The 13,263-nt window shown below is 50.5% G+C and carries 10 protein-coding genes and 1 riboswitch; of the genes, 5 read left to right on the forward strand and 5 right to left on the reverse strand.

Features of this window, described 5'->3' with window-relative positions:
- Nucleotides 1-3,170, reverse strand: a 3,170-nt coding sequence (locus G5S52_RS22520; protein ID WP_165018681.1) for a cadherin repeat domain-containing protein, incomplete at its 3' end; no start/stop codon positions are given.
- Between the two features lie 272 nt (nucleotides 3,171-3,442).
- Here G5S52_RS22520 and G5S52_RS22525 point away from each other — a divergent pair.
- The 3 genes from G5S52_RS22525 to btsR all read left to right on the forward strand — a co-directional run bounded on the left by G5S52_RS22525 (nucleotide 3,443) and on the right by btsR (nucleotide 7,444).
- Nucleotides 3,443-4,927, forward strand: coding sequence for a carbon starvation CstA family protein (locus tag G5S52_RS22525; protein ID WP_165018683.1), 1,485 nt, complete (start codon nucleotides 3,443-3,445; stop codon nucleotides 4,925-4,927).
- A gap of 97 nt (nucleotides 4,928-5,024) precedes the next feature.
- Nucleotides 5,025-6,722 carry a sensor histidine kinase gene (locus tag G5S52_RS22530; protein WP_165018685.1) on the forward strand — a complete coding sequence of 566 codons (1,698 nt, stop codon included), beginning with the start codon at nucleotides 5,025-5,027 and terminating at the stop codon, nucleotides 6,720-6,722.
- A complete protein-coding gene (btsR, locus tag G5S52_RS22535) occupies nucleotides 6,716-7,444 on the forward strand; it encodes a two-component system response regulator BtsR (protein WP_165018687.1) in 729 nt (242 codons plus the stop codon). The genes G5S52_RS22530 and btsR overlap by 7 nt, the downstream gene beginning before the upstream one ends.
- Here btsR and kch read toward each other — a convergent pair.
- The 4 genes from kch to thiD form a co-directional block, all read right to left on the reverse strand.
- Complete coding sequence (gene kch, locus G5S52_RS22540) at nucleotides 7,441-8,649, reverse strand: voltage-gated potassium channel protein (protein ID WP_205744033.1); 1,209 nt, start codon at nucleotides 8,647-8,649, stop codon at nucleotides 7,441-7,443. The genes btsR and kch overlap by 4 nt on opposite strands.
- Nucleotides 8,650-8,777: 128 nt before the next feature.
- Nucleotides 8,778-9,419, reverse strand: a complete 642-nt coding sequence (gene thiE, locus G5S52_RS22545; RefSeq protein ID WP_165018689.1) for a thiamine phosphate synthase — start codon at nucleotides 9,417-9,419, stop codon at nucleotides 8,778-8,780.
- Nucleotides 9,416-10,201 (reverse strand): hydroxyethylthiazole kinase, encoded by a 786-nt coding sequence (gene thiM / locus G5S52_RS22550; RefSeq protein WP_165018691.1) that lies wholly within the window; start codon nucleotides 10,199-10,201, stop codon nucleotides 9,416-9,418. Before thiM ends, thiE begins: the two co-directional genes overlap by 4 nt.
- Nucleotides 10,202-10,214: 13 nt before the next feature.
- On the reverse strand, nucleotides 10,215-11,060 hold the full coding sequence (thiD, locus tag G5S52_RS22555; RefSeq protein WP_165018693.1) for a bifunctional hydroxymethylpyrimidine kinase/phosphomethylpyrimidine kinase: 846 nt from the start codon (nucleotides 11,058-11,060) through the stop codon (nucleotides 10,215-10,217).
- Nucleotides 11,061-11,126: 66 nt separating this feature from the next.
- A riboswitch (TPP riboswitch) is annotated at nucleotides 11,127-11,224 on the reverse strand.
- 182 nt (nucleotides 11,225-11,406) lie between these two features.
- Here thiD and G5S52_RS22560 point away from each other — a divergent pair.
- Together G5S52_RS22560 and G5S52_RS22565 are read left to right on the forward strand one after the other, a co-directional pair.
- On the forward strand, nucleotides 11,407-11,796 hold the full coding sequence (locus G5S52_RS22560) for a hypothetical protein (RefSeq protein ID WP_165018695.1): 390 nt from the start codon (nucleotides 11,407-11,409) through the stop codon (nucleotides 11,794-11,796).
- Nucleotides 11,797-11,882: 86 nt separating this feature from the next.
- Nucleotides 11,883-13,259 carry a TolC family protein gene (locus G5S52_RS22565; protein ID WP_165018697.1) on the forward strand — a complete coding sequence of 459 codons (1,377 nt, stop codon included), beginning with the start codon at nucleotides 11,883-11,885 and terminating at the stop codon, nucleotides 13,257-13,259.
- The last annotated feature ends 4 nt before the right edge of the window (nucleotides 13,260-13,263 follow it).

Below are 13,263 nucleotides of genomic sequence, written 5' to 3' on the forward strand. Positions count from 1 at the left end.
GCATTGAGCAGGTTGTGGTTTGCCACATAAACCTGACCCGTAGATGAATTGATGCTAAATGCTCCACCATGACTATCACTCAAGCTATACGTCACTGCATCGCCATCACCATCGACTGCCTGAGCGCGAAGGTAGGTGTAGCCATTGCTCGAATCGCCGACCAGATTTTGCATTGCGTCAATATCAGTCAGCTCACCAATGCCACCATCAATTACGTTGATATCAAAGTCAGCCGTTGAGGTAGAGCCATCTGAGGATGTCGCTACCACGGTAATGGTTTGCGTTGTGTCTGTCAGTGCACTCACGCCTCCAGCTAACGTCACAACACCTGTGGAAGCGTCAATCGTAAATAAACCGCCAGCGCTGTTAGAAAGTGAATAAGTAATGTTGTCGCCATCCGCATCCACTGCAGAAATATCAATGCCAACGGTTGAACCGACGGTAGCGGTATCCGACACCTGATTGAGTCCAGCGTCCGTATCTGTCATAGATCCAACGCTTGCATCCGTATCACCGGTTGCCGCATCGACGTTGGTCACATCAATAGTGAACGTTTGTGTTGAAGTGGTACCGTCAGTCGAGGTTGCTTGTACAGTGATCGTATGCTGCTGAGCCGTCTCGTAATCCAAGTTCCCGGCGACAGTCACCACGCCTGTCGCGCTGTCGATGGCAAACAGTCCGCCTGCACTGTCTGTCAGTGAATAGGAAACCGTATCCGTGGCATCACTGTCACCAGCATTGACTGTGATACCTACCGTAGAGCCAACGACAGCATTTTCAGATACTGAATTTGCCGTGCCGTCTCCGTCAGCAACGGCTGTCACTGAAAACTCACTGGTGTCATCCAACACATCAATGGTCAGCGTCTGTGTGCTGGTGCTGCCATCTGTTGAGGTCGCTAAAACCGTGATGGTATGTTGAGAAGCCGTTTCCCTGTCTAAACTGCCTGCTAAGGTTACCTCGCCTGTTGACGTATCAATCGTGAACAACCCACCCGCATCATCTGTGAGTGAGTAGCTCACAGTGTCGGTACCATCATCGTCCTGAGAATGGAATGTCACTCCAACGCTGCTGCCAACCGTGGCACTCTCTGAAATCTGATTCGCCGTCGCATCTGTTTCCGTGACTGCAGAGGCTGAATGCTCGGACGTATCGTCCGTCAGATGAATCGTGTAGGTGTGGGCAGATGTGGTGCCATCAGTCGACGTCGCCACAACCGTTATGTCGTGCGATGTTGCTGTTTCATAATCCAACACGCCTGCCACTGTCACTTCACCAGTCACTGGGTCGATGGCAAACAGTCCACCAGCATCATCTGACAGAGAAAAGGAAACCGTATCTGTGGCATCACTGTCACCAGCATTGACTGTGATACCTACCGCAGTGCCAACGGCCGCATTTTCAGATACTGAATTTGCCGTGCCGTCACCGTCAGCAACGGCCGTCACTGAAAACTCACTGGTGTCATCCAACACATCCACTGTCAGCGTCTGTGTGCTGGTGCTGCCATCTGTTGAAGTCGCTAAAACCGTGATGGTGTGTTGAGAAGCCGTTTCCCTGTCCAAACTGCCTGCTAAGGTCACCTCGCCTGTTGACGCATCTATCGTGAACAACCCACCTGCATCATCTGTGAGTGAGTAGCTCACAGTGTCGGTACCATCATCGTCCTGAGAATGAAATGTCACCCCAACGCTGCTGCCAACAGTGGCACTCTCTGAAACCTCATTCGCCGTCGCATCTGTTTCCGTAACTGCAGAGGCTGAATGCTCGGTCGTATCGTCCGTCAGTTGAATCGTGTAGGTCTGGGCAGATGTGGTGCCATCAGTCGACGCTGCCACAACCGTTATGTCGTGCGATGTTGCAGTTTCATAATCCAACGCGCCTGCCACTGTCACTTCGCCAGTCACGGGGTCGATGGCAAACAGTCCACCAGCATCATCTGACAGAGAAAAGGAAATGGTATCAGTAAGGTCGCCGTCACTCGCAGTCAGCTGCAACCCAACACTGGTACCTATCGCAGCACTTTCTGACACCATGTTCGCGCCAGCGTCAGAATCCGTTATTGATGTAACCGAAAATTCACTGTTATCGTCCGTCAGCGAAATCGTGAAGCTTTGTGTGGAGGTGCTGCCGTCGATAGAAGTGGCTTCAACGACGATAGTTTGCGTTTGGGCAGACTCGTAATCCAAGAGACTACTGTCTGCGACCGTGACCTCTCCTGTTTCTGAATCAATGGCAAAGGCACCGCCCGCATTGTCAACCAAAGTGAAGGTGACCTTGTCGCCATCTTCATCTGACGCCGTGACCGTTAAGCCCGTTGAAGTACCGTTTGCAATGCTTTCTGACACAATACCTTGTGCGCCCGCGGTGACATCAGAAACGGAACGATCAGTATCCCCTTCTTCTGGCGCATTGTCGGCAATGTTGATGGTGAAAGTTTGGGTTTTGACCTGATTATCTTCGGAAGTCGCACTAACTTCGATGGTGTATTGCGTCGCTGTTTCATAATCCAGATTACCTGCAACCGTGACAATCCCGGTTTCCGGATCGATAGCAAACAGGCCGCCTGCGTCATCAGTCAGTGTATAAGTGACGTCACCATGCCCATCATCAAATTCTTTGGCGATATGAATACCCACTTCATCACCGATTTGGGCGTTTTCACTGATGACATTGTCGCTGTCATCAACATCGACCAAATCTGCCAGTGGGAACATTTTGCTGAGGAGTTCAGCCTGCAACGGTGAAAGCTCTGCTGCCAATCCTGTTGTATCAAAGCCCGCCATATCACCCAGCGCCATACCGTGGCTAAGACAGCCCTCAATCACAGAAAGTGGCACTTGCGTGTGATCGCGTAACTCATCTTGCTCCGTATCATCAGTGTTTGACGTTCCTCGGGCCAGCGTCATGACTGATGATATGCCAGCATTGGGAAATGTCTCTGAGAGAATCAGATCGATGTTTTCCGTCGCACGGGATTCAAATAGAGGCACGGCACCGAAATCGCCGATATAGAACATGGTGGCTGTGCTTCCCAGCCCCGGATAGGCATCACTACCGGGCATGGCAGTGACAGTGGTGTCATGAAACGCAATGATAAGTTCACCCGGGGAAGCGACATCTTCCCCATTGACAACACGATATTGACCTTCCGGCGAGATTGATATCATCGTCGACCTCTAGGCTAAAACTGCAACCCTCGGCCGGTACATCAATCAGCCTTTGTGAAATCATACCGACGCAACTTCATACCTTAAAAATAGCACAAGTGTAAAATTTACTGACAAACCACTCATTACAAGCTCGCCAAAGTTTTCCACCACTTAATTTCCTAAGCGACCACTTAATTTTCTATTCCACCACTCAACCACTGAGCGAATGCGTGATTGTCAGGCGAGCCGTAGAGTTGGCACCGTGAATCAACTCAATAAGGACAATGGCTATGATGTGGTTTCTCACCTGTGTCGCTGCGCTGATTGGCGGCTACTTCCTCTACGGGGCGTTTATCGAAAAAGTGTTCGGCGTTAACGAACACCGTAAAACCCCTGCTCACACCAAAACAGATGGCGTTGACTATGTGCCGATGTCGACCCCCAAGGTATATCTGGTTCAACTTCTGAACATTGCGGGTGTGGGCCCAATCTTCGGTCCGATCATGGGCGCCCTATACGGCCCAGCGGCGATGCTTTGGATTGTGGTGGGATGTATCTTCGCAGGTGCCGTACACGACTACTTCTCGGGCATGTTGTCTGTCCGCAATGGCGGCGCATCAGTACCAACGATTACCGGTCGCTACCTGGGTAACGGCGCAAAACATTTCATGAACATTTTTGCCATTATCCTTCTGCTTCTCGTCGGTGTTGTGTTCGTTTCAGCCCCTGCTGGCATGATCACTAACCTGATCAACGAGCAAACCAGCCTGACGGTCACCATGACCAGCATGGTCGTTATCATCTTCGCTTACTACATCATCGCGACCATTGTTCCTGTTGATAAAATCATCGGTCGCTTCTACCCGTTCTTCGGCGCACTACTGATTTTCATGTCTGTTGGCCTGATGACCGCGATTGGCTTCTCTGACGAGCACACAGTGATGGGCAGTTTTGAAGTCAGCGATATGTTCAGCAACCTGAACCCGAACGACATGCCACTGTGGCCAGCCCTGTTCATCACCATCGCTTGTGGCGCAATCTCTGGCTTCCACGCGACCCAATCTCCGCTGATGGCTCGCTGCATGGAAAACGAAAAGAACGGCCGCTTTGTGTTCTACGGTGCAATGATTGGTGAGGGCATCATCGCGCTGATTTGGTGTGCGATTGCCCTGTCTTTCTTCGGCACACTGGATGGATTGAATGAAGCCGTTGCCAATGGTGGCCCAGGCAATGTGGTCTATAGCGCATCATTCGGCCTACTGGGTGTATTCGGTGGCATCATCGCCTTCCTGGGTGTGGTAATCCTGCCTATCACATCTGGCGACACCGCATTCCGCTCTAGCCGCCTTATCCTTGCTGAGTACTTCAACATGGAACAGAAAACACTGCGTAACCGCCTGATGATGGCTGTACCCCTGTTTGTTATCGGTGGCATCCTGACTCAGGTAGACTTCGGCATTATCTGGCGCTACTTCGGCTTTGCGAACCAAGCGACAGCAGTGATGATGCTGTGGACTGCATCTGCTTATCTGCTGCGTCACAACAAACTGCACTGGATCACCACCATCCCTGCGATGTTCATGACGTCTGTGTGTGTGACCTTCATTCTGAACAACAGCACACTGGGTTTTGGTCTGCCTATGAATATCTCGACCGGCGCTGGCGTATTGTTTGCCCTGACCGCTGCAGGCTACGTGATTAAAACCTCGAAAGGTAAAGGTGAAACTGACCTGGCTGATGAAGAGCAGCCAAAAGTAGAAACCAAAACTGCTTGATATAACAAAACTTTAGAGAAAGAGCCTGCCTAGCAGGCTCTTGTTGTATCTGGATTTTGCGCAGATACAATGAAGAAAACTAAAACAAAGGTTCACCATGGAACTGGTTATTTCGCTGCTGCAGCAAATGTGCGTGTATCTAGTGCTGGCTTATATGCTCAGTAAAACGCCGATTGTCCTGCCTTTGCTGAACATTTCATCCCGCTTAAGCCACCGCCTGATTTGTTACGTGCTCTTCTCCGGCTTTTGTATTCTCGGCACCTATTTTGGCCTTCAGATAAACGATGCCATCGCCAATACTCGCGCAATTGGCGCTGTGATGGGCGGCCTTTTTGGCGGACCAGTTGTTGGCTTTTTCGTCGGCTTAACAGGCGGCATTCACCGTTATTCTCTAGGCGGATTCACCGATTTAGCCTGTGCTATTTCCACTACCGCGGAAGGTTTGATTGGCGGTCTGATGCATGTGTATTTCGTGAAGCGAAACCGTGTCAGCCAGCTATTCAGCCCCGTGGTGGTATTCGGTATTACCTTTGTGGCAGAAGTGGTGCAAATGGCAATTCTGTTGATTGTCGCCAAGCCGTTTGACCAATCCTATGCGCTGGTTTCAACCATCGCCGCGCCAATGATCATTGCCAATTCCTGCGGCGCTGCCCTGTTTATGAGCATCCTTCAGGACAGAAAAACCATCTTTGAAAAGTACTCTGCCTCTTTTTCCCGTCGTGCATTGACTATTGCTGACCGCTGCGTGGGTATTCTCCACAACGGTTTGAACGGCGAATCCGCTGGGAAAATCGCCCGCATCATTTATGAAGAAACTCAAGTTGGTGCGGTGTCTATTACCGACAAGGAAAAGATTCTGGCCTTTGTTGGCATTGGCGATGACCACCACTTACCGGAAACCAAAATCTCTTCACAGAACACGCTTGATGCCATTGAGATGAACAAAATCATGTATCTTGATGGCGCAGAAAAGCCTTACCAATGCTCGCTCTCAGCAGAGTGTAAACTTGGCTCGGCTCTCATCATTCCGCTTCGTTCCGGCGAAGAAGTGGTCGGCACCATCAAGCTTTATGAGCGCAAACATAAGCTATTTTCGACCATCAATATGTCGATGGCAGAAGGGATTGCCCAGCTACTTTCTAGCCAAATCCTGTTCAGTGGCTACCTGCAACAAAAATCCCTGCTGACCCAGGCGGAAGTAAAACTGCTTCACGCTCAGGTGAATCCACATTTTCTGTTTAACGCGCTCAATACCATCAGTGCGGTGGTGCGTCGCGATGCGGATAAAGCCCGCGAATTGATTCAGAACCTGTCGCAATTCTTCCGAAGCAACCTTAAGCAAAACGTTCGCTCTGTGTCGCTTCGCGATGAACTCGAGCATGTAAACGCTTACCTCAGCATTGAAAAAGCGCGGTTCACTGACAGGCTCAGTGTCGACATACAAATCGACGATTGTTTGCTGGATGTGCAAATCCCTAGTTTCACCCTTCAGCCTCTGGTCGAAAACGCCATCAAGCACGGTATATCGAACTTGCTGGAAGGTGGAACCGTGCGTATTTTCAGCCAGGCAACGGCTGACGGGTTTTCGATTTCTGTGGAAGACAACGCAGGTTGTTTCACGCCACCGCCGGAGAATCACCAGGGGCTTGGGCTAGAAATTGTTACGAAACGGCTTGAACATCAATTTGGGCGTGACTCATCGCTGAAAATTGAAAGCGAACCCGATCAATTCACCCGGATGACGTTTATTATTCCGGCCTCAGAAGTAACCACAGGTGCAAAGGTAGGATGTTAACTGCACTGGTCATTGACGACGAACAGTTTGCCCGCGAAGAACTCGCGACGTTGTTGGAGGAAACCGGCGAAATCGAGATCGTCGGTGAAGCGCCAAACGCCATCATCGGCCTCAAGAAAATCAACGAATTGAAGCCGGATGTGGTGTTTCTGGATATCCAGATGCCGCAAATCACCGGACTGGAACTGCTTTCCATGCTGGACCCGGAAAACATGCCATTTGTCGTCTTTGTTACCGCGTACGACCAATACGCCATTGAAGCATTCGAAGAGAATGCCTTTGACTATCTGCTAAAGCCTGTTGAGCCAAGCCGCCTAATCAAAACCGTGCAGAAACTGACCCGCACAGTGAAAAAGCAGTCTGCCCCGCAGAATCTATCCGCACTTGCACCGGAAAAGCTGTGCCAAATCCCCTGCACAGGCCATAACCGTATTCTGTTGATACCGATTGATCAGGTTGAGAGTGTTTACAGCGACATCAGTGGCGTACATGTTCACACCGCAGACAAAACGCCAACGACGCAACTCACCCTAAAAACGTTGGAAGAAAAAACGCCGCTACTGCGCTGTCACCGCCAGTATCTGGTCAGCGTCAATCACATCAGCGAAATCAAATTGCTGGAAAATGGACTGGCGGAAGTGATTACTGCCAGCGGGTTTACGATTCCAATCAGTCGTCGCTACTTGAAAACGCTGAAGGAAGTGATTGGGCTAACAGGCTAGCCTCTTTCTTCTTTTACCAAACCATCACCGGAGCGCAGCAGCATACCCAACAACTGTTCGTTGCTGATGGGCTCGCCCGATAACACACTGGCAAGGATTTCACTGCCAAACAACTGTGGTGACAGCAGCACATCTGCGTTCACCCGCTTTACTTTCTTCATGTTCTTGGCGTCATTCACCGCGGTGACCACTTTAATATCTGGTGAGATGGCCTTTACCGAAAGAACGATAAATGCATTGGTGGCATCATCTTCCGTTAAAGCCAATAAAGCAAGACAATGCTCGACACCCGCTTCCAGCAATACATCACTGTCCGTGCTGTCGCCGGAAATGATGTCCAATTTAGTCCCTACCCTTTGCTCAATCTGGGCAAACTTGTCTTCGTCTTCAATCGTCACCATGGTCACGGGCAATTCGCGTTTGTGAAGTTGCCAAATGGTGCTGGATGCCAGCACTGAAGTGCCACACACAATAAAGTGGTTTTTCCTGTTCATTGGCTTTTGTACTCCTTTCACAAGCTTGTTCAAACCGCCCCGAATAATCGGGCCAAATACGGTAGTCAAAGAGGTAGCGAATACGGTGATCCCCGCGATGATGACGGAAATGGTAAACAGCCTTGCCGCTTCGGTTTGAGGGATAATGTCGCCATAACCGACGGTGGTCATGGTCACCATGGAAAAGTAAAACGCCGTCATCAAATCATGGATGGCAGGATGGAAGCCTTCACCGAAATAGAGCGCTCCGTAAGTGGAATAGAACAACAAAACAGCAAAGCTTATAAAGGCTGCAATACCGCCCGCTGTGGCACTGGAATGGTTGAAGTCTTTGCTCAGCAAGATCAGTAGCAATACGGCGCTGGCACTCCAATATAAATGCACCCCGAGATGCGGGAAAAAATGCCAGGTAAAGGTGAACACAATCATCAGCAGGATCAGGCTTACCGCCCAGGCAATCCGCGCTCGGAACAACAGACCAAAGGCGTTTAGCATCAAGAAAATGCCCAATAGCAACCAAGGCCCATTAACAGCATGTGTCCAGTTGATGTCGGTAAAGCTTTTAATATGGAACAGCGCCACCAAATCGAGGTTTTGCCCCCATACAGAACGGAAGATCAGAAAGCCATTGATAAACACCAATGCGGCGACCAGTGAGTGACGAACACGACGCCAGAAATCGAGAGCTTTTTGAATAAGATGAATGTGCAATCTGTCCACCTGAGAGACTAATCCGATGGGAGTATAGTTCTCAGCCCACTTGCGCTATGTTTTGTTGACAAGACAGTGGGATGCAAAAGAAAACCCGCGCTGGGCGGGTTTTCAAGACTGACTTTGATTCAATCTGTGCGGTTCATTTGGGCAAGGATTTCCTCAGCCGCCCGCTTTGGCGATTCCGCGTGGCAAATTGCTGAAACCAGCGCAACACCTGCGAGCCTTGTCGCCATCACCTCATCAAGGTTAGAGGTGTTAATGCCACCAATCGCCACAATCGGATAGCCGCTTTGCTCAACGGCTTTTCGTAGCCCTTCAATGCCCCATTCTTTCTTGGTATTGGTTTTCGTCGGCGTCGCGAATATCGCACTGAGGCCAAGATAATCGACAGGTAAATTATCGGCTTCTTCAAGCTGGGCTTCGGTTTCAATAGATAGCCCCAGCAGTTTGTCAGGACCAATCAAATCACGGGCAATATCCGCTGGCATGTCCGACTGTCCAAGGTGCACGCCATCTGCATCAACCGCTAAAGCCACGTCAACGCGGTCATTGATGATAAGTGGAACGCCGGTTCCCGCCAGAATCATTTTCACCGCTTTTGCCCGCTCGATAAACGCCCTGACATCACCGTGCTTCTCTCGCACCTGCACCATTGTGACACCACCTGCCACGGCTTCGGATACCACGTTCTTCAACGTATCCAAATCCTGTTGGTCATCAGTCACCAGATACAAGCGATATGGGTTTGACGTCTTTTCCGTGTTCATGAGATTTTCAGGCGTTTGAGAAGCGTCGCTTCATCCAGTTGGTAAAGTGCATCTAGGATCTCAACTTGCAAACTGCCCGGTCCCTTTGCCCTTTCAGAGGCAATTTCTCCTACCACGCCCATGACGGCTGCGGCTGCAAGTCCGGTATTCTCCCCAACAGCTGCAAATGCGCCAGTGAGAGCAGACAGCGAACAACCCATACCCGTAACGTAAGGCATCATTTCATGGCCGTTGTTGAGCTGGGTTTCCCCTTGAGATGTCACGATGTAATCTGTCGCGCCAGAGACCACAAGGTTACAGTTGTAAGCTTCAACCAAATACCTCGCTGCCCCAAGAGCGGCTTCGCTGCTGTCCAGCGCATCCACACCTTTGCTTTGCGCTCGCTCTCCGGCCAATGCAATGATTTCTGAGGCATTGCCCCGAATGATGAGGGATTCAGCCCAGGCTGCGATTTGTCTTGATGTATCGGTGCGAAGCGCACTGGCTCCACAACCGACAGGATCCAGCACCACGGTTTTCTTATTCAGGTTGGCTTGCTCAACAGCATGAATCATGCGTGGCGTCCAAGCGCTGTCCAACGTACCGATATTGATCACCAAGGCACCGGCAAATGACATCATCTCTGCCATTTCCTGCTGGGAGTGCGCCATGATTGGGGACGCACCGAGTGCCAGCAACGCGTTGGCAGAGTTATTCATCACCACATAGTTAGTAATGTTCACCACCAGCGGTTTGGACTCTCTAACCTGTTTAAGTGCCGCTACGATCGTTTCTGTGTTCATCGCCTGCTCCTTTTCAGCGCACCGCGCCGTGTCCTTGGTAAAAGTGATTTACCGGGCCGTGGCCCTGCCCGACTTCGAGTTCGTCTGCGTGAGAAATGGCCTCAGAGATATAGCGTTTGGCAAGCGCTACAGCCTGACTTAACTCATTGCCTTGCGCCAGATAAGACGCAATAGCCGAAGACAGCGTGCAACCTGTGCCGTGCGTGTTTTGGGTCTGCGTGCGTTTGGCAGAGAAAGTTTCTACGTGGTCTTCGAAAATCAAAAGGTCATTGCTGTTTTCGTCAGACTCTAAATGCCCACCTTTCAAAAGCACTGACCCAGCACCCAGAGCGCGCAGGTCTGCAATCATCTCACTCATCTCTTGCTCGGTTTGGGGCACCTCTACGCCTGTTAATGCGGAGCCTTCCGGCAAATTGGGCGTAATGATCTTGGCCAACGGCAGCAGTTCACTTTTCAGCGTGCTGATGGCCTCTTGTTTCAACAGCAAATCGCCACTGGTTGCGACCATCACAGGGTCAACCACCAGATACTGAGGGCGATAATGGCGAATTTTGTCTGCGACGACTTTGATGATATCGGCATCTGCCAACATACCGACTTTCACCGCGACCACATTAAGGTCGGAAAACACGGCATCCAACTGGTGGGCAACGTGCTCGATGGGGATAGGGAAAATGGCAGACACGCCGCGGGTGTTCTGTGCGGTAATTGCCGTGATCGCCGAGCAGGCATAACTGCCTGTCGCAGAGATGGCTTTGATATCCGCTTGAATACCTGCGCCGCCACCGCTATCAGAACCAGCAATGGTCAGCACAATAGGAGTGCTTTTTGATGATATGGGATTGGAAGATGTGTTCATATGGGTTCCCTTTAAAGACTCAGGGAACGGAAAACGAGCGATAGAAGAAATCTGAAGGAATGCATATCGTTCGAAATCATAGTTCCCTACGTCAGTACTAACTGCCTCAGGTTCAACGGGTCACGCGATGCGTTCTCAGCCAAATGGCTCCCCGACTATTTCTCTGATAGTAACAAGTTCGGTGTTTAGCGCAATCACTAAGTAAGATTCAACTTTTTGTTCTGTGGAAAGCCGCGCACTAGTTGGAAAAACCATCAGCCTGTAGCGGGTGATAGGGAAAGTCATTGACCTTACCCTAAGGGGAAGGTTTATTCTGAGTCGAATGTTGTATCGCTATTGAAGTTAGATGCGTATTTCTCCTCTCAGAAAATACTGGATATCCATCATCAGTCTGCTTGCCATGCTGGTGTCGGCTATTGCATCTGGCTCCCCAATGAATGCAATGGAAATGATGACGCAACATCATCAGCCTGTTGTCGCCTGCGAAATGAAAGAGCAAATGGCTAACCCGCATGCCAGTCACACCATGATGACCGAAGCCTCTGCCCCTGACTGCGGCTCAGCAGCAGGCATGGACCACAACTGTTGCCCAGTAACCTGCTTCTCTGCCTTTGCGCTATTCACAGACCAACAAACATCCCCACTCAATCAGGCCAAACTGGCACTGATGAATACCGACCTGTCAGCCCCGACGGTCTATCAACCACAGTCTCTCTACAGACCTCCAATATCCTAAATCCATCATCTTGACCTTATTGCGCCCGAAATAAGGCGCTGAGTGTGTTTTCGCGTCGCTTTTCGACGCCAGAAATGGATTTAGTTATGAAATTCAAACCAAGCTTACTGGCTTTGTCGGTATATGCTCTGGTCTCTGTCTCTGCACCTGTTTTTGCCCACAGTATGGCAACACCAGCTGAGATAACGGCCAAGCAAGATTCTCTGACACAGTTGATTGAACAGGCGCTGCGCTACGATGCCAGTCGCAAACAGTTTTATGCGCAATCTCAAGCCATGCGAGAAACCGGCATTGCCAGTGCAACGCTGATGGACCCGAAGCTTAAAGTCGGGTTCGGCGGGCTACCTGTCGACAGTTTTCAGTTCGACCAAGACCCAATGACCAATATTTCTTTGGGTCTGATGCAACAATTCGAACGTGGTGAAACCCTCTCGCTACAGCAGAGAAAAGCCAATCAACAGGCCGACGGTATGTCACTTCAGGTCGACGCCCGCGAGCGCGATATTGCCAATGGTATTACCCAGCTATGGCTGGAACTGGGGTATCAGCAACAAGCCGAAGATATCCTGAAAGAAAACCAACGCCTGATGCGCGAACTGGCCAACTTCATTCAAACCAATTACTCGATTGGTAAAAATGAAGCGCAGGACCTACTGAATGCCCAACTACAAGTGAGCAAGCTGGATGAAAAACTTCAGGCCAATGCTCAGATGCAGCGCCGCATTACCTCGCAGCTTTCCGAGTGGCTGGGTACAGAATGGCTGGCACAAAATGGTCAACTTCTCACCTTAAACCAACTCGATTGGCAACACCTGAATCAACGCATTGAGCGCTCAGACGGCACTGAGCATTACGCGCTATTGGTCGATCACCCTATGGTCAAAATGACCGATGCCGCTATTTCAGCCAGCGAAACGCAGGTGGAAATTGCCGAGCAAGCTTACGCGCCACAATTTGGTGTAGAAGTCATGTATGCCTACCGACAGGCAAACGGTATGAACGGCCAACCAGCATCCGATTTGGTCAGTGCTTACCTGACCATGGATTTACCGCTGTTTACGGATAACCGTCAGGATAAAAACCATGCCGCTGCCCAGTATCAGGTAGGTGCGGCCAAATCCCAGAAAGATCTTCTCCTCGCACAGATGAACGCCAAGGTGAATGCCTTGCTCGTTGACAGGGAAAACCTGGAACAGCGTTTGGAGCGCTACCGAAACACCCTGATTGAACAAGCAAAGGCGCGTACTCAAGCCGTTGAACGTGGATATCAGAACAACACCGCACAGTTCAGCGATGTGATTGCCGCTGCCAGTGATGAGCTGACACTCGCACTGGAAAAACAGCGCCTTATCACTGACCTGAATTTGGTCAACAGCAAGCTCGCCGCTTTGCTGGGTGGTTTTGACTATCGCGTCGAAACGCCGGATATCGCACAACCAACAACAAGAAACGCTCATCAGTAACGGG

This window comes from Grimontia sedimenti (assembly GCF_011045095.1).
Lineage (GTDB): Bacteria > Pseudomonadota > Gammaproteobacteria > Enterobacterales > Vibrionaceae > Enterovibrio > Enterovibrio sedimenti.

Coding starts and splice junctions, on each gene's coding strand:
- G5S52_RS22525 (WP_165018683.1), top strand. CDS start 3,443: ATGATGTGGTTTCTCACCTGTGTCGCTGCGCTGATTGGCGGCTACTTC.
- G5S52_RS22530 (WP_165018685.1), top strand. CDS start 5,025: ATGGAACTGGTTATTTCGCTGCTGCAGCAAATGTGCGTGTATCTAGTG.
- btsR (WP_165018687.1), top strand. CDS start 6,716: ATGTTAACTGCACTGGTCATTGACGACGAACAGTTTGCCCGCGAAGAA.
- thiE (WP_165018689.1), bottom strand. CDS start 9,419: ATGAACACGGAAAAGACGTCAAACCCATATCGCTTGTATCTGGTGACT.
- thiM (WP_165018691.1), bottom strand. CDS start 10,201: ATGAACACAGAAACGATCGTAGCGGCACTTAAACAGGTTAGAGAGTCC.
- thiD (WP_165018693.1), bottom strand. CDS start 11,060: ATGAACACATCTTCCAATCCCATATCATCAAAAAGCACTCCTATTGTG.
- G5S52_RS22560 (WP_165018695.1), top strand. CDS start 11,407: ATGCGTATTTCTCCTCTCAGAAAATACTGGATATCCATCATCAGTCTG.
- G5S52_RS22565 (WP_165018697.1), top strand. CDS start 11,883: ATGAAATTCAAACCAAGCTTACTGGCTTTGTCGGTATATGCTCTGGTC.